Here is a 17415-nt window from a genome sequence, read left to right as displayed (position 1 = left end):
GCAACATGCCGTCCGGTTGCAGCGTTGTCAGCCCCTCATTCGGTCTCCCTCAGGATCAAACAGGGGGGTCGAGATCACCCGTGCGGTCCGCATCTGGCCGAGAATTTCGATCTGAACCTCCAGCCCGTCCTTGATACGGTCCGTCGGAAGGAACCCTATCGCGACGGAGGTTCGGGCATAGTGGGAATAGCCACCAGAAGTGCAAAAACCGACGACCTCTCCGTCTAGCCAGATCGGCTCGTAAGCGTTCATATCCGCATCTTCAGCCTCAACCTCGAAGGCGACCAGTTTGCGAGCCGTACCACTATGCCGCTCTGCCTCGGCCGTTGCTCGACCAATGAAGTCGGTGTTTTTGGAGAATGAAATGAAACGGTCAAGCCCTGTTTCTGCGGCTGTGTAGTCTGGTGAGAACTCCCGCATCCATGAGCCAAAGAACTTGTCCAGACGCAAGGACATCATGGCGCGCATTCCGAAAGGCACTATCCCGTGGGGCTGTCCGGCCTCCCACAAGGTCCACCAGAGCTGTCGTTGCGCCATCGGATCGCAATAGATCTCATAGCCCAGATCGCCGGTGTAACTGACCCGCTGCACGAGGCAATCCGTCATACCGATCGTCATCGGGCGCACGTCGAGGAACCGGAGGGTCGAGACATCTTCGCGCGTGCAAGCGGCCAGAACCTCAGTTGCTTTAGGGCCAGCGATTTGGAAGCCATTCAGCTGGTCGCTGATATTGCTGACTGAGACGCCCTCGGCTGCGTTCTGCTGGAACCAACGCATGTGGTAGGCTTGGCTGCCGTATGAGGCAGTCAGGCGGAAGTCAGTCTCACTCAGGCAAGACACGGTAAAATCACCGATCAGCTTACCTTTGGACGACAGCATCGGGGTCAGGGAGACGCGGCCCGGCTGAGGGATGCGCCCCGCCATGATCCGATCCAGCCACGCGCGGGCATTCGGGCCCGATATGCGATACTTACCGAAATTGTGGACCTCGTTGATTCCTACGCCTTCGCGGACAGCGCGGACTTCGCGCCCCGTGGCGTCAAACGCGTCCGAGCGCCGGAACGAGGGCGTCTCATAACCCGGCTCATCACCTTGCGCGAAATAATTCGGCACCTCCAGCCCATATTGCTGACCCCACACCGCGCCCAGATCGCTGAAGATGTCATACATTGGCGTGGTGCGATTGGGACGCGCGGCGGGCAGTTCCTCGTTCGGGTAGGCGACGCTGAACCGTTTCTGATAGTTCTCAATGACCTTCGGGCGGGTATAGCCCGGGCTGATCCAGTCGCCGAACCGGGCCACGTCCATGGCGAAGACGTCGCGCTCCGGCTCGCCTTCGATCATCCATTGCGCCAGCGTCAGGCCGACGCCGCCGCCCTGGCTGAATCCGGCCATGACACCGCAAGCAGACCAATAGTTGCGCGTCCCCGGCACCGGCCCGACCAGAGGATTGCCATCGGGCGCAAAGGTGAACGGGCCGTGGATCACCGATTTCACCCCGGCCTCGGCCAGAACAGGGAAGCGCTTGTAGGCGAACTCGATACTGTCGGTGATCTTGTCAAAATCATCGGGCAGCAGCTCATGCCCGAACTCCCACGGTGTTCCGTCGACGGCCCAGGGCTTGCAGGGTTGTTCGTAGAACCCGATGCACAACCCACGCCCCTCCTGCCGCAGATAGCTCTCTCCAGCAGGGTCCATCACATGCGGATGCTCTCCGCCCGCGTCGATGATGGCCTCGATCTGAGGGATCGAGTCGGTGACCAGATATTGATGCTCCATCGGGTGCAGAGGGAAATAGATGCCCGCCATTGCACCGACCTCACGCGCCCAGAGGCCTCCCGCGTTGACGATATGCTCGGCATGGATCGTGCCCTTGTCGGTGACCACATCCCATGTGCCATCCGCGCGCTGGTTGGTTTCGCGCACCATGCAATGGGTTTCGATGGTGGCTCCGCCCATCCGAGCGGCCTTGGCATAGGCGTGGGTCGTGCCCGAGGGGTCCAGATGCCCGTCCAGTGGATCATAAAGCGCACCGATGATGCCGTCGGTGTTGGTGATGGGCGCAATCTTCTTGATCTCATCCGGGCCGACGATTTCAGTTTCCAGCCCCATGAACCGGTGCTTGGCGCGTTCGGCCAGCAGCATGTCGAACCGATCCTGATTGTCGGCCAGCGTAACCCCGCCAACATGGTGTAACCCGCAGGACATGCCGGTGATCTCTTCCAGCTCTTTATACAGACGGATCGTATAGCCCTGCAGCGCCGCCATGTTGGTGTCGCCGTTCAGAGTGTGAAACCCGCCCGCCGCGTGCCAAGTCGAGCCCGAGGTCAGCTCGGACCGTTCCAGAAGCATGACGTCGGACCACCCCAGTTTGGTCAGGTGATACAGAACCGAGCAGCCGACAACGCCGCCCCCAATGACCGCCACGCGGGTTTGCAGTTTCATGAAAGACTCCCAGATTTTCTGGAAGTCTGACCGGAGACACCGGGGGCGCAAGTATAAAAACGACAAATAATGTCGCGCACGTCGTCCCGCGCTTAGAGCGGTCTGATCTTCAGCTCCGTCACCCGGTTGCCCTCGCGCGCGGTAACCTCGAACCGGAACCCGTGGAAGGAAAACACCTGACCGACCACAGGGATCATCTGCGCCTCATGTATAACAAGGCCAGCGACGGTGTTCGCCTCTTCATCCGGCAGGGACCAGTCTAGGGCACGGTTGACGTCGCGGATGGTCATGGCCCCTTCGACCAGAAACTGGCCGTCCTCGGTGCGGGTTACGGGAACCTCTTCTTCGATATCGAACTCGTCGGCGATTTCACCAACGATTTCTTCGAGAATATCTTCGAGCGTGATCAGGCCGCGCAGCGATCCGTATTCGTCGACCACTAGGGCAAAGTGGCTGCGAATGCGCAGAAACTCTCGCATCTGGTCGTCCAGAGTGGTGGTTTCCGGTACGAAATAGGGATCGTTAGCCACTTTGGTGATGTCGAACCCGGCCAAACGGTCCGAATTGCTTTCGGATCCTCCGACCTGCGCGTACATTGCACGGAACAGGTCTTTGGCATGGACCACGCCGATGATGTTCTCGGGCTCGTCACGGAAGACCGGCAGGCGGGTGTGGCGGCTTTGCAGGCATTGCTCCAGAATGGCATCCGGCTCTGCATCGGCGTCGATCATCTCGATGTTCGAGCGGTGGAGCATGATCTCCTCAACCGCGCGATCCCCCAGATCAAGCGCGCCCAGAATGCGGTCGCGGTCTTCTTTCTCGACCACGCCTTCCGAATGGCCCAGCTGCAACGCACCGGCGATTTCCTCGCGCACGGCGAGGATGTTGCTGTCGGGGTCGATCTGGACACCGAAAATGCGCAAGACGCCGCGCACCAACAGGCGTACCGCGGCCACAATGGGTGAGAAAACGGTGACGACAACGCTGATGATCGGGGCCACGGCAGAGGCGGCTTTTTCCGAATTGGTGATGGCATAGGTCTTGGGAAGAACCTCGGCAAAGATCAGAACCAAAAGGGTCATGACCAGCGTCGCCAACGCCACGCCGCTTTCACCGAACAGTCGGGTGAATAGGGCCGTCGCCAGCGAGGCCGCGAGGATGTTAACCAGGTTGTTGCCCAGCAGGACCGAGCCGATCAGCCTCTCATTGTCGTCGGTGATATCGAGCGCCTTTTGCGCCCCGCGAGAGCCTTTGTCGGCCTGTGCCCTCAGCTTCCCTCGGGATGATGCGGTCAGCGCTGTTTCTGAGCCTGAGAAAAAGCCCGAAAGGACAAGCAAAAGCAGGATAGCGCCAGTGGTAAACCAGAATGCGCCGTCGATCAGAGAGGATGTGGGTTCCATCGGTCCTTGGTTGTTCGTGTTTCTGCACCCGTTATGGGGATGCGCACCCTTGCAATCAAGGGGTTAGCCCTTGCTAACCTTGTCTTTCGCCAGCGGGTGATGTTCCAGCACCAGTTCTGACAGCCGTTCATCCAGCACGTGGGTGTAGATCTCGGTCGTCGCGATGTCTGCGTGGCCCAGTAGGGTCTGGATAGAGCGCAGGTCGGCCCCGTTTGCAAGCAGATGGGTGGCGAAGGCATGGCGCAACGTATGCGGCGTGACCTTTTCGGGCGAGACACCGCCCTGAACCGCCAATTCTTTGACCAGCAAAAAGAACCTGTGCCGGGTCAGATGCCCGGATTTGCCCCGTGACGGGAACAGGAATTTTGATCGGGTGCCGCCTTTTTCAACACTTGCATCCTCGGCCTTGTCTCGTTCTTCAAGCCAAACGGCCAGCGCATCGCGGGCCGGTGGGGACAGGGGGACCATTCGTTCCTTACCGCCCTTGCCTAGAACCAGCAACATGCGGGGATCGCCGCGGGCCGACGAGACGGGCAGGGAGACCAGCTCCGTCACCCGCATACCAGTCGCGTAGAGAAGCTCCATCAGGCAGGTGTTGCGGATACGGTCGGCAGGGCTGCGTCCGGTCTGGCGGGCGGCCTCGAGCAGACGGTCGACCTCGGGCACATCCAACGTTTTGGGCAATTGCTTCTTGCGCCCCGGGCCTTTGATCTGAATGGCCGGGTTCGCCTCGCGCCAGCCTTCTTCAAACGCGAACCGGTACAGCTGCTTGATCGCCGACAATCGCCGGGCGCGGGTCGCGCGGGACAGGCCCTGCGCATCGCAGTCGATCAGATAGGCCTCGATCCGATCCCGATCCGCTTGCTCGAAACTGGTTTTTCGATGCTCCAGCCACGTGGCGAAATCCTTCAGGTCGCGACCATAGGCCAGGAGAGTGTTAGTGGCCGCGCCCAATTCGGCGGCCTGCGCCTGCAGGAAGGTTGAAATCCACAGCTTATCTGATCCCGGGCCGCTCATTATCCGCGCTCATTCAGGATCAGCAGGTTCAGCGCGGCGCGGCGGGCGGTTTCCTCCAACCCGACACGGCGGAAGGCCGCGATGGCTGCAGTCATGTCCACCAGATTGCCGCGCGCGCCGTGGGCAAACAGCTGCATTGCCTCCAAAATCGACTCGCCGAGTTGACCATTGTCCAGCAGGGCCTCGATGTCCGAAGGCACCGGCGCGGCCCAGGCGAACCCTTGCGCGACCGCATCCGCCAAAGGCGATGGCGAAACAGCGCGACCAGGATCACCCTGCGCCAAAGCTGCCAGGAACTGCGTCTCAACCGCTGTGTTCGGCGCTTGCATCGCGGCGCGTTCATAGAAATCCGAGAGCATCAGGATACGCCAGCGTAGGGCTTCCACATCGGCCCCCTGCAATTCGACCCTATAGAGGCGTTCGGAAAAGAGATCGGCAAAGGGCACTTCAAGCCCGACGCTGCGCATCTGTTTCCAGACGAGGGGGAGGGTCTTGCTAATCGCCTCGATATTGCCGGTTTCAAGGGCGGTTTCGAACTGCTGCACAGCGGCCACCCGATCCCAAACGGCACCCGAAGCTGCCGGAGAACGTTCGGTGTAAAGACCAAGCAACTGGTTCGGGGTCAGCGCGCCAATGCGGGTCAGGCGTTCAGCGGCTTCGATCTGCGCCTTCCAGCCTGCCACATCGCGCAGGTCGGCATTGGCGAAGGCCCGCGGCAGAGGGGCTGAGGGCAAACGCTCCCCAATGGCCTCAAACAGCCTGAAGCTCAGCGGATCCGGGTCCTCGGGCTGCGGCAGGTAAGGCGCGTCCTCAAAAATGTCGGGGTTGAGGAAACGGTCGAGCAGGTCCAATTCCTCGGGCGGCAACAGCTCCAGCGCGTGGGCAGCCTCAAGCGTCAAAGCGGCAGAAGGCCAATCTCCCCGGCGGGCCTTGCAGAAGATCTGGGCCGCATAGTCTTTGGACAGGTTTGGCTGGGCAATCAAAGCCGTGCAACTGCGATCTTCGTCTCCAGTCAAAAGCGTCGCGTCAAACCAGCGTTCAAACCTGGCCTGCGTGTCCGTTGGACCGGCGAGTTGCACCAGCGACTGCGCCGGGTCCGCCGCACCGAGCTGCATCAGCCGATCCAGGCGCGCCAGTAACAGTGTTTCTTCTCCAGATGCACCGCCGGGCGCGCGGGCCTCGGACAGCAGAAGCGTGAATAGCAACCGCTGCATCGCGGGGTTATGCTTGACCGGGATGCGAGCAATCAGTTCTGAAATCCGCTCGGGGTCGCTGCCATGCCAGAGGTCGACGGGTAGCCCGGTTACACTCGACGACACCAAACCAATCGGCTGAGACAGCGCGTCCAGAGGCGTGACCTCAACCACGGGCCGGCCTCCGTTCTGTGCGACCGGAGGTTCCAGCAGCACAGTTCCCGGCAGGTTCTCGGGCGGGTCGTTCAGCCAATCAATCGCAGTCAGCGGCTGCTGTGCCTGCGCTGCTCCGGCCAGAGACAGCGCAACCAACACGTGCTTAATCGACATCCAACGTGACCGGTTCACGGATTTCGCTTTGCGGGGCCGAGAAATCGGCACCGAAATAAGGACCCACATAGGCGTAGGCCACCAGCCCGATGAAGGCCAGGCAAACAATATATATCAGGAACTTGATCAGACGGCCCATTGCGCCACGCTGCCTCAATTTTTGGTTTTGACCAAGTTATAACTGGCATTTTTCTTAAGATCACGTCATTCACGGTTAAATGAGCGAAATTAAGCATAACACACACGCGGCAGGCACACAGGGCGGGTTTGATCTGCACAAAACCGTTGTTCTTGTGGGCATGATGGGGGCCGGAAAGACCGCTGTGGGCCGCGCACTAGCGGCGCGGCTGGGTGTTCCTTTCCTCGATAGCGACGCCGAGATCGAATCAGCCGCCAATATGACCATCCCTGAGATTTTCCAGCGCGACGGAGAGCCGTTTTTTCGCGCCAAGGAAACCCAGGTTATCGGCCGCTTGCTGGATGAGCAGAAAGGTATCCTGTCGACGGGCGGTGGCGCGTTTCTGTCCGAGGGCAACCGCGACATGATCACCGAACGGGGTGCCTCGGTCTGGTTGCGCGCGGATCTTGATGTGTTGTGGACCCGGGTGCGGCACAAGAATACTCGACCATTGCTGAGAACCGATGATCCCTATGCGACGTTGAAGGCGCTGTACGAGGCGCGTGTCCCGGTCTATGCCGAGGCCGATCTGACGGTGGCCTCGGATGGTGAGACCTCGATCGACAATATGGTAGACCGCGTGGTCGACGCCCTTCTGGCGCGACCCGATGTTTTGGAACGAAATTAGATGCATCAGACCGTACATGTAGAATTGGGCGAACGCTCGTATGATGTCGAGATTGGCCCCGATCTGCTGGCGCAATCCGGTGCGCGGATCGCGCCTTTACTGCACCGTCCGAAAGTTGCCGTTCTGACCGATGAAAACGTCGCCGCCCTTCATCTGGAGGCCCTGCGCGACGGTTTGGCGGCTTCGGGGATTGAGATGTCCTCACTGGCTTTGCCTGCAGGAGAAGCGACCAAAAGCTGGCCGCATTTTGAACGCGCGGTTGAATGGCTGCTGGCCGAAAAGGTCGAACGTCGGGACATCGTCATCGCCCTTGGTGGCGGAGTGATCGGGGACCTCGCAGGTTTCGCTGCCGCTGTGCTGCGCCGTGGCGTGCGTTTCGTTCAAATCCCGACCTCTTTGCTGGCGCAGGTCGACAGCTCGGTCGGAGGCAAAACCGGGATCAACGCGCCGCAGGGTAAGAACCTGATCGGAGCGTTTCATCAACCCTCCTTAGTACTGGCCGACACCTCGGTTCTGGGCACCATGACCCAGCGTGATTTCCTGTCTGGCTATGGAGAGGTGGTCAAATACGGCCTGCTCGGCGACGCCGATTTCTTCGAATGGCTTGAAGGGAATGGGACCAAGGTCTCCTCAGGCGATATGGCCGCGCGGGTGCGTGCTGTGACACGCTCGGTTCAGATGAAAGCTGACATTGTCGCACGTGACGAGACCGAGCAGGGCGATCGCGCGCTTTTGAACCTCGGGCACACGTTCTGCCACGCGTTGGAGGCCGCGACGGGGTATTCCGACCGGCTGCTGCATGGCGAAGGCGTGGCAATCGGTTGCGCGCTGGCCTTTGAATTGTCGGCCCGGCTGGGCCTATGTTCGCAGGAAGATCCAAGCCGAGTGCGGGCGCATTTGAAGGCTATGGGGATGAAAACCGATCTGACCGATATTCCCGGTGATCTTCCCGGAGGCGAGGCGTTGGTGGACCTGATGGCGCAGGACAAAAAGGTGATCGACGGTCAGTTGCGTTTCATTTTGGCGCGAGGGATTGGTCAGGCCTTTGTCACCTCGGATGTCCCGCGTGAGGCCGTTCTGTCGGTGCTGGAAGATGCGTTGGCAACCGTCTGACGAAGGCGATCAGCGCCCTCGGATAACCATCAACTCACCGATGTTTTCACGGGTGATATAGCCGATCATAAGCCCGGTGCGATTGATCACGGCGACCGCTGGCGCGCCTTTGTGCAACCCGTCCAGAACCTTTGCCAATCCGGCGGTCAAGCCGACCTGCGGGATGTTACGCTCCATGATCGAAACGGCGGGGTCAGAGCGTGGGTGGTCGCCTGCCAGCGCCTTGAACAAGTGATCTCGGGTTACGAAGCCCTGAAGGTGGCCTTTGTCGTCCAGAACCGGAAACTCATGTTGCGTTGTATGGATCACGGCCTGTGCGGCTGTATTCAACGTGTCCTGAGGTGACAGCGCGTGAAATTCAGTGATCATCGCGTCGCGCGCCAAAACGTGCCGCGTGGCCGAGCGCAGTGCCACATCCTGACTTTCTGCATTGGCTGCGAAGAACACAAAAACCGCAATCACGACGAGGATCGGATTGCCCGAACTGAGTCCGTAAAACCCGAGCCCAACGGCAAGCATCTGACCGCTCAGCGCCGCGATGCGCGTGGCTGTGACGCGGTCCAGACGAAGGCAGAGGAGGGCTCGGAAAACGCGACCTCCATCCATCGGGAAGGCGGGGATCATGTTGAACGCGGCCAGCAGAAGATTGATGTAGGCGAGACGGTCCAGCATCCCGATGTTTGCGGATTCTATCTGGCTGATCGTCTCAAAGGGTTTACTGGCACCAAACGCCACCAGAACCAACCAGATCGCGACATTGACGGCCGGACCGGCGAGGGCCACCCAGACCTCTTGCATCGGTTTTTCCGGCATACGCTCTAACCGGGCCAGACCGCCGATGGGCAACAGGGTGATGTCAGGAGTTTTGATGCCAAAGCGGCGCGCCATCAGGGCGTGGCCGAACTCATGCGCCACTACGCAGGCAAACAGGGCCAACACGAAGATCAGGTTTTCGATCGCGGCCGGCCAACCTCCGCTGGAATAGGCCGCGAATCCGACCCAGGCCAACAACAGGAAAAAGGTGACATGGACCCGCAGTTCGGACCCGAGAAGTCGGCCGAGAGCGAAGGACCATGCCATATTGTGTCTCCGTTTCGTTTAGAACGGAATCTCGTCGTCGTCGATTCCCCCGGAAGCGGGGGCAGGTGAGCCGGACGGTGCGCCATAGGGATCGCCGTAGCCGCCGCCAGCCTGACCGCCGCCGTAGCTGCCCGATTGGCCACCGCCGTAGCCGCCGCCGCCACCTTCGCTACGGCTGTCCAGCAGAGTCAGTTCACCGCGATAAGGGCGCAAAACAACCTCGGTCGAATAGCGATCTTGGCCGGACTGGTCCTGCCACTTGCGAGTTTCCAACTGGCCTTCGATGTAGACCTTGCTGCCTTTGCGTAGGTATTGCTCGGCAATGCGGGCCAGAGGTTCCGAGAAGATCGCGACCGAGTGCCACTCGGTCCGCTCCCGGCGTTCGCCCGTGTTGCGGTCTTTCCAGTTCTCTGACGTCGCAATCCGCAGGTTGCACACTTTACCGCCGTTCTGAAACGACCGAACCTCGGGATCTCGGCCGAGATTTCCGACCAGAATGACCTTGTTAACTGAACCCGCCATATAGTTCCCCGCTTTGTTCTCACTTGAATGCGCCGAATCTGGCGCTGAATATGCCAGAGACCCTATACGGCCTGCATCAGGGTGAAAACACGTTGATGACACAGTGTCGGACAAGAATCTGCTTGCCCCGTTCTGCACACTTTTAATTCAAGCGGCGGGACCATATACTCCGCTTGTTTTCGGATCGGGCAGGATAGGCATTTATGCGGTCTTTGGTTTTAGGTTTTGTCGGTGTGTGTCTGCTGCTGACCACGGCCCCGGTGCAGGCTCAGACACTGTCTACCAAGAATAGAAAAGACATTTTCCTCAAGCAATCCAAAGTGTTGGATTCGCGCGCGGCGACGCAATATCGCGGGTCCGAGCGGCTTAAGCCGAAAGTGGCGCAGGGCCGGTTCGACAAACGCTATACTGGGAAGTATCGAGGAGAATACCTGAAGCTTGCCAGGCAAGCAGCCCGCCAGCATAACATCCCGGAAGAGCTGTTTTTGCGCCTGGTGCAGCAGGAAAGTGGCTGGAACCCCACAGCGAAATCTCACAAAGGGGCCCTTGGTCTGGCTCAGCTAATGCCGCAGACGGCCCAGCTCTTGGGCGTCAACCCACATGACCCCAAGCAGAACTTGGAAGGGGGCGCGCGGTATCTGTCATGGCAATACCGCAAGTTCAAGTCATGGCCCTTGGCGCTTGCGGCATATAATGCGGGACCCAAGGCCGTTGAGAAACACGGCGGCATTCCGCCTTACGCGGAGACCCAGAATTACGTGAAGGTGATCTGGGGCGGTTAAGGCGCACAACAGTTAAATTCGATAGTAGTATTCAACGAAAAAGGCCGGTCTGTGACCGGCCTTTCAAGTTCGTACAAGCGCCTATTCTGCGGCGATTTTAATCACAGGCTCCATACGGGCCAGAACATCTTCGGCCAGGTGACATTTGACCTGATGGCCGTCGGCCAGAGTTTTCACAGGCGGTACATCTGATTCACAACGCCCGTCCGGCACCTCGGATTTCCAACGACAACGCGTCTGGAACGGGCAACCCGGCGGCGGGTTCATGGCCGACGGAATATCGCCCTCCAGCACGATATGCTGTTTCTCGATCGAGGTATCTGCAATCGGAACCGCGCTCAGAAGCGCTTCGGTGTAAGGGTGATACGGGGGCGAGAAGACCTGATCGGTCGTGCCCAGTTCGACCACGTGGCCGAGATACATCACCATCACCCGGTCGCTCAGATAGCGCACGATCGACAGATCATGGCTGATGAATAGCAGCGTGGTCTTGTGTTCGCGCTGGATCTCCATCAGCAGATCGGTCACGGCCGCCTGAACGGATACATCCAAGGCCGAGACCGGCTCATCCGCGACCACGATCCTTGCATCACCCGCAAAGGCGCGCGCGATACCAACACGCTGTTTCTGACCACCCGAGAGCTGTCGCGGCATCCGGTCCGCGAAAGCGCGGGGCAGTTTCACCAGGTCCAAGAGCTCCAGCATGCGCTTCTTGCGCTCAGCCTCGGAATTGCCGACCCCGAAGATCTCGAGCGCCCGGATGATCTGGCGCCCAACAGTCATGGAAGGGTTCAGAGTGTCAAACGGGTTCTGGAACACCATCTGAACTTCACCCACTGTCTTGGCGTCGCGCTCCTCAATCGGCACGGCCTCGATATTGCGGTTGTCCAGCAGGATTTGCCCGTCAGTTGCCGTCTCCAGACCCATCAGAACCTTGGCGAAAGTGGATTTACCGCAACCGGATTCACCCACAATGGCCAACGTCTCAGACTCATGCGCCTCAAAACTTAGGGTCTCGTTGGCCTTGACCACTTTGGTCGTCCCGCCTCCGAACAGGGCGTTGGCCGCCACCTCATAGTACTTCTTGAGGTTGTCCATCTTCAGAACGGTCCGCCCGATCTCGCCCTTTTCCTTTTGCTCGCCAACGGTGATCGGCGCGTTCCAGTCAATCTCTCGGAACTTCAGGCAGCGCGTATGGTGGCGATCATTGCCCGGCACAGCCTCCATCAGGATGTTCTGGGCGTCGCAACGGCCTTCTTCGAAATAGTCGCAACGCGGGCCAAAGTTACATCCCGGCGGGCGTTCATGCGGCAGAGGGAAGTTCCCTGGAATGGCTACCAGCGGACGCGCGTTCTTGTCGGCACCGGGCAGGGGGATCGACCGGAACAGCGCCTGTGTGTAAGGGTGCTGCATCTCATCGAATACATCGTGGATCGAGCCGCGCTCGACAGCTTCGCCCGAATACATCACGCACAAGCGGTCGCAGGTTTCCAGAACCAGCCCAAGGTTGTGCGAGATAAACAGCATCGAGGTGCCGTATTTCTTGCCCAGATCTTTAACCAGTTCGACCACGGCCGCCTCGACGGTCACATCCAGCGCCGTTGTGGGTTCGTCCAAAATCAACAGGGCAGGCTTCGACATCAACGCCATCGCGATGACAATCCGTTGCTGCTGACCGCCTGATAGCTGGTGCGGGAATGAGTTCAGCATCCGTTCAGGGTCGGGCAGGCGGACGTCTGTGACAACCTCCAAAGCACGGGCAAAAGCTTCTTCCTGACCGACGCCCTCATGGATCATCGGCACTTCCATCAACTGTTTGCCGATCTTCATTGCCGGGTTCAGCGAGGCCATCGGCTCCTGGTAGATCATTGCGATCTCATTGCCGCGAATGTCGCGCAATTCCTCGGTAGTCATCTCACCGAGATCGCGCCCCTTGAACTTGATCGAGCCGCCGACGATGCGCCCGTTCTTGCCCAGATCCTGCATGACACCCAGCGCCACCGTAGACTTACCGCAGCCGGATTCACCAACCAATCCTACAGCCTCACCCGGCTGCACACTGACCGAGAAATCCATAACGGCGGGAATTTCCCTCAGTCGGGTGAAAAACGAAATCGAAAGCTTGTCGATCTCCAGAATAGGCCCGTCATAGTCCGCCAGTTTGTTCATCTTGTTACTCCTCGCGAGAGTCCGGGGGATCCCCTTCATCTGGCTAAAAATACCTCGGGGGTCCGGGGGCAGAGCCCCCGGCCTAGATCACATCAGTCCTTCAGACTTTCTTCGCGCAGACCGTCTGCCAGCAGGTTCAAACCCAGAACCAGTGACAACAGGGCCAAAGCGGGCGGAAGGGCAGGGTGCAGATAGATCGAGAGCAGCTTGCGCCCTTCGTTGATCGTCGAGCCCCAGTCCGGGCTTTCGGGCGGCAAGCCCAGCCCGAAGAAACCCAAGGTCCCCAGAAGGATGGTGGTATAGCCAATCCGCAGACAGAAATCGACGATCAGCGGACCACGCGCGTTGGGCAGGATCTCCCAAAGCATGATATACCACGGACCCTCACCACGCGTCTGGGCCGCAGCGACGTAGTCGCGGGTTTTGATATCCAGCGCCAACCCGCGCACGATGCGGAACACCGTGGGAGAGTTCACGAAGACCACCGAAACGAACACGACCAGAATACCGCCCGGAATGTCGAACAAATCCAGATAGGTCGGCAAACCCCAGACGCGGTAGCTGTCGGTGCTGATGATGTAGCCTTCGGTCGAAATCAGTGACAGGTAGAACCACAGCGCCACGCCCAGAACCCCGATCAGCAGAGGTGTTCGGAAATTCGGACGCGTGTAATAGCGTGAATTCAGTAGGACACCGAGGAAGATGATCGGGAAGACAAACAGGATGGCTGCCATATAGTTCGGCACTCCGGTCGCCACGATCTCGGGTGTCACCAACAGGTAGAACAGCAGGATCACGGGGAAGGCGAGGATCAGGTTTGCTAGGAACGACAAAAGCGTATCCAGACGACCACCGTAGTACCCAGCGGGCAGGCCCAATGTGATCCCAACCATAAAGGCAAACATCGTGGCCAGCGGCGCAATTTGCACCACGATCCACGCGCCTTTTACCATCCGGCTGAATACGTCGCGGGCCAGATTGTCTCCGCCCAGAAGGTACCAGGCATATTGGCCGTCCTCCAGATTAGGCAGCGGCGTTCCGGGCACCTTGTTTTTCATCCCCGAGACCTGTGCAAGCGGGTCATGTGTTACGATCAGATCAAGCGCGCCGAAGATGCCGGTAAAGACCCAGAACATCACAAGGCCAAAGCCGATCATGCCGATTGGGCTATCGAAAAGTTTGCCGTAAAGACCAAGCTTGCGTTTGAACGCGATTGACATTGCATACAGGATGATAAGCGACAACCAGACGGGCAGGAATTGCTGCGAAATCGCACCAATGATCCCGGCGCTGGTGCCCATCAGGATGCCCAACACGACATAGGCGACCGCGATCGCGACGCTGGCCATGAAGCTATAGCGCAGCGCGGCCTGTATCATGTTTCGCAGGCCCGAGCTTGAGGTCAACGTACCGTCAGGGTTCACCGTCATCTGATCCTCGGGCAGCACAATGCTGGCCAGCATCCAGACGACGATGGACAAGGCCATGACACCCAGTGCCAGCGCGAGTAGCGGGTTGAGGAAGGCGATAGAGCCGGTCCAGGTAAGTGGTTCCATGATCTGCCCTCCCTTAAGAAATGCGAATGCGCGGGTTGAGGTAGACATAGCCGATATCCGATATCAGCTGCGTCACCAGAACCACAAAGACCGACACGACAGAGATCGCCAACAACAGCTGGATGTCATTGTTCCCCGCCGCCTGCACCAGCGCCCAGCCAAAGCCCTTGTAGTTGAACAGGGTCTCGACGATCACCACACCATTCAGCAGCCATGGGAACTGCAACATGATGACGGTGAACGGCGCGATCAGAGCGTTCCGTAGCGCGTGTTTCATGACGATGTTCGGGAACGAGACACCCTTCAGGCGCGCGGTGCGGATATATTGCGCCGTCATCACCTCGGTCATCGAGGCACGGGTCATGCGGGCGATATAGCCCATCCCATAAAGCGCAATGGTCAGTACCGGTAAGAAGAAGTTCTCGAACGTCGGGTTCTCCATCGCTTGCGTCGCCGTGCCCTTGAACCACTTTAGGCCCACAGCGGATGACGTGAAGATCGCGATGAAGATCACGCCCGAGACGTATTCCGGCGTCGCGGTGGTTGTAATAGCAAAGGTAGACAGGGTCCGGTCCGTAGCCGACCCTTCTTTCATTCCAGCCAGAATGCCAAGGATCAGCGCCGAGGGGACCATCAGCAGCATCACCCAGAACATCAGCCGGCCTGTCAAAGCCAGCCGGGTGCCGACAACGGTCCCGACTTCCTCTTTGAAGACCGTCGAATACCCCCAGTAGCCCTGAAGGATACCGCAGAAATTAGGAGACTCTTCGGCGGTTTTGCCCGGTAGAATGCATCGGCCCTGAACTGTGCCGTCCTCATTCGTGTGCCGGTATGAAGGCAGAACGCCCAGCCATTCACCGTATTTTATGGGCGTCGACTGGAGGTATCCGCCTTTTTCCAAAAAGCTCTCGACCTGCTCATCCGACATCCGGAAATTGCCCTGCGTTTTCGCAAGCTTTTCCAGGTTCGGGTAGAGATTGGTGAGGAAAAAAACCAGGAATGTCAGGCACAACGCTGTCAACAGCATAATCCCCACACGCCTTAAAATGAAAAGTCCCATGTTAGCCCCTGTTGGTCGGCTGGCGTGGACGGCATTCCGCCTCACGCGTTGCTATTCTTATGGTCGCCGTATTGAGGACGAAGGGCCGCGCCAGTGCGGCGCGGCCCTTGTGTGTTTTGGGTCAGGAGGTCAGGCCGAACTTGTAAAGTTGCGGCAGGTCCGCGATGTGCTTTTCGACACCGACCATGTTGTCGCGATGATGGCGCATTGCCGTCCGCCAGTATGGCTGAATGACGACACCTTCTTCGATCATGATCGCCTGCAGTTTCGCCATCACCTCGCGGCGCATGTCGACATCAGCGAGCGAGTTTGCCTCGGCCAGCAGCGTGTCGAACTCTTCATTAGAGAAACCGGATTCGTTCCAAGCGACGCCCGATTTGTACGCGAGGGCTAGGATTTGCGTACCCAGCGGGCGGTGGTTCCAGTTGGTCGAGGAATACGGGTACTTGGTCCAGTCATTCCAGAAGGTCGAGCCCGGCAGAACCGTGTGCTTGGCCTTGATTCCTGCGTCGTTCAGCTGGGCCACAACGGCAGCAGTCGTGTTCCGGCGCCAGTCATCGTCGATGGACTGCACTTCGTGCTCGAAGTCAGCCATGCCCGCTTCTTCCATCAGGGCCTTTGCTCCGGCCGGATCGTAGGGGATGCGGGTGATCGACGAGTCATATTCCGGATGCATCGGGCCGACATGGCTGTTTTCAGCTGGGATGCCGTAACCGGACATACCGAGTTCAAGACAAACCTCGTTGTCGACCGCCATGGCAAGGGCCTGACGGACCCGCTTGTCGCCGTAGATTTTGTTGCCGTCCGCATCTTCAGCCAGCTGGTTCGGGCGGATGACGATGGTAAAGCCCGACGGGATTTCCGAGCGAACAAGCCCAATGCCGTCAAAGATATCGACGAATTCACCGACCGACTCCCAGTTCATGTCGATCTCTTCGGCCTCATAGGCGGCCAGGAAGGCGGCAGGGTCGGTGCCGTAGTCGATGAATTCGATGCGGTCGATATAACCGCCTTTGCCCGCTTCGTAGCCCCACCAGTCGAAGCCCTCGTTGCGGACCAGAACGCCTTTCACACCGACCTCGTGGCTTTCGGGGATCATGAAGCCTGTGCCAATCGGGTTCGACAGCATGTCATTCGGGTCAAAGCTGCCGTGGACGATAGCACCCGGATAGTCCGCCATGCCTGGGATGATGGTGATGTCCGGCGTGTTGCACTTCAGTTTAACGGTGTGCGAATCAACAACGGTAATAGCGCCATCAGAGGCTTTTTGGGTGCTTTCATCGACCAACGACGCCATGCGCGAGGCCATCGAGTTGCCTTCCAGCGTTGCGTCACACCAGCCTTCGATGTTGCGCGCCACATCTTCGGCAGTGAAATCGTCACCGTTGTTCCACTTGACGCCTTTGCGGACGTTCAGCGTGTATTCGGTGGCGTCGTCGTTGGCTTCCCAGCTTTCCAGCAACATCGGTTTGAACGTACCGTCGTTGTTGTACTCGACAAGATACTCCAGCCAGCCCGCGGTGAAGGTCGCGATCTGCGTCCAGTCATAGGTGCGCGGGTCTTTGAGTGCGCGAACTTCCATCTGATAACGGATAGTACCACCTTGTTGCGGCTCAGCTGCGGCTGCGGGTGATTGCAGACCGATCATGCCGTAGGCGACCGGAGCGGCAACGCCCAGTGCGGTAACGCGGGCCAGAAACTCGCGGCGGTTCAGCTTGCCGTCGCGGTATTCCTGGGCGTGCATCTCTGCGGCCCAGTGCACCGACGTTCCCTTTGTTGTATGGTTAGTCATGAATGTCTCTCCCTGTGACATATTTGTTTTTTTGCATGGAATGAACGAGCCTAGCCGGCGTTTTTCAGGCCAAGTCGAAGGTCGAAGGGTTCGGTATTTTGAACGTTGGAATTCCCCATGTCGGTATTCGGCAACAGAATCCGAAGGACG

14 protein-coding genes are annotated in these 17415 nt (G+C 59.0%); 3 read left to right on the top strand and 11 right to left on the bottom strand.

Annotated features, from left to right (window positions below):
- Positions 1 to 27: 27 nt before the first annotated feature.
- From ACR0J4_RS02650 to ACR0J4_RS02630, 5 genes are all read right to left on the bottom strand, one after another.
- The gene (locus tag ACR0J4_RS02650) at positions 28 to 2445 is read right to left on the bottom strand and encodes a GcvT family protein (RefSeq protein WP_170642073.1); all 2418 of its coding nucleotides are present in this window, start codon (positions 2443 to 2445) and stop codon (positions 28 to 30) included.
- Positions 2446 to 2537: 92 nt separating this feature from the next.
- Positions 2538 to 3845 carry an HlyC/CorC family transporter gene (locus tag ACR0J4_RS02645; RefSeq protein WP_170376728.1) on the bottom strand — a complete coding sequence of 436 codons (1308 nt, stop codon included), beginning with the start codon at positions 3843 to 3845 and terminating at the stop codon, positions 2538 to 2540.
- A gap of 63 nt (positions 3846 to 3908) precedes the next feature.
- Positions 3909 to 4862: a tyrosine recombinase gene (locus ACR0J4_RS02640; RefSeq protein WP_170642072.1), complete on the bottom strand. Its 954-nt coding sequence runs from the start codon at positions 4860 to 4862 to the stop codon at positions 3909 to 3911.
- Positions 4862 to 6385 carry a hypothetical protein gene (locus tag ACR0J4_RS02635; RefSeq protein ID WP_170642071.1) on the bottom strand — a complete coding sequence of 508 codons (1524 nt, stop codon included), beginning with the start codon at positions 6383 to 6385 and terminating at the stop codon, positions 4862 to 4864. The genes ACR0J4_RS02640 and ACR0J4_RS02635 overlap by 1 nt, the downstream gene beginning before the upstream one ends.
- Positions 6375 to 6524 carry a hypothetical protein gene (locus tag ACR0J4_RS02630; RefSeq protein ID WP_170376734.1) on the bottom strand — a complete coding sequence of 50 codons (150 nt, stop codon included), beginning with the start codon at positions 6522 to 6524 and terminating at the stop codon, positions 6375 to 6377. Before ACR0J4_RS02630 ends, ACR0J4_RS02635 begins: the two co-directional genes overlap by 11 nt.
- 79 nt (positions 6525 to 6603) lie before the next feature.
- Here ACR0J4_RS02630 and ACR0J4_RS02625 point away from each other — a divergent pair, with 79 nt between their 5' ends.
- Together ACR0J4_RS02625 and aroB are read left to right on the top strand one after the other, a co-directional pair.
- Positions 6604 to 7191, top strand: coding sequence for a shikimate kinase (locus ACR0J4_RS02625; protein ID WP_170642070.1), 588 nt, complete (start codon positions 6604 to 6606; stop codon positions 7189 to 7191).
- Positions 7192 to 8304, top strand: coding sequence for a 3-dehydroquinate synthase (aroB, locus tag ACR0J4_RS02620; protein ID WP_170642069.1), 1113 nt, complete (start codon positions 7192 to 7194; stop codon positions 8302 to 8304).
- Between the two features lie 9 nt (positions 8305 to 8313).
- On the opposite strand, the gene ACR0J4_RS02615 is transcribed toward aroB, so the two are convergent.
- Together ACR0J4_RS02615 and ssb are read right to left on the bottom strand one after the other, a co-directional pair.
- Positions 8314 to 9384 carry a site-2 protease family protein gene (locus ACR0J4_RS02615; protein ID WP_170642068.1) on the bottom strand — a complete coding sequence of 357 codons (1071 nt, stop codon included), beginning with the start codon at positions 9382 to 9384 and terminating at the stop codon, positions 8314 to 8316.
- 18 nt (positions 9385 to 9402) lie between these two features.
- Entirely contained in the window at positions 9403 to 9906 is a 504-nt protein-coding gene (gene ssb, locus ACR0J4_RS02610; protein WP_170642066.1) for a single-stranded DNA-binding protein, read from the bottom strand.
- A 203-nt stretch (positions 9907 to 10109) separates the two neighbouring features.
- Here ssb and ACR0J4_RS02605 point away from each other — a divergent pair, with 203 nt between their 5' ends.
- On the top strand, positions 10110 to 10688 hold the full coding sequence (locus tag ACR0J4_RS02605) for a lytic transglycosylase domain-containing protein (RefSeq protein WP_170376744.1): 579 nt from the start codon (positions 10110 to 10112) through the stop codon (positions 10686 to 10688).
- 81 nt (positions 10689 to 10769) lie between these two features.
- On the opposite strand, the gene ACR0J4_RS02600 is transcribed toward ACR0J4_RS02605, so the two are convergent.
- The 4 genes from ACR0J4_RS02600 to ACR0J4_RS02585 form a co-directional block, all read right to left on the bottom strand.
- Positions 10770 to 12857, bottom strand: coding sequence for an ABC transporter ATP-binding protein (locus ACR0J4_RS02600; RefSeq protein WP_170642064.1), 2088 nt, complete (start codon positions 12855 to 12857; stop codon positions 10770 to 10772).
- 92 nt (positions 12858 to 12949) lie between these two features.
- On the bottom strand, positions 12950 to 14413 hold the full coding sequence (locus ACR0J4_RS02595) for an ABC transporter permease (protein WP_170642062.1): 1464 nt from the start codon (positions 14411 to 14413) through the stop codon (positions 12950 to 12952).
- Between the two features lie 13 nt (positions 14414 to 14426).
- Positions 14427 to 15473 (bottom strand): ABC transporter permease, encoded by a 1047-nt coding sequence (locus ACR0J4_RS02590; protein WP_170376750.1) that lies wholly within the window; start codon positions 15471 to 15473, stop codon positions 14427 to 14429.
- A 121-nt stretch (positions 15474 to 15594) separates the two neighbouring features.
- Positions 15595 to 17265 (bottom strand): ABC transporter substrate-binding protein, encoded by a 1671-nt coding sequence (locus ACR0J4_RS02585; RefSeq protein WP_170642060.1) that lies wholly within the window; start codon positions 17263 to 17265, stop codon positions 15595 to 15597.
- Between the last annotated feature and the right edge of the window lie 150 nt (positions 17266 to 17415).

It is taken from the genome of Ruegeria sp. B10, from assembly GCF_056539825.1.
This window is presented reverse-complemented; position numbering and strand designations above follow the sequence as displayed.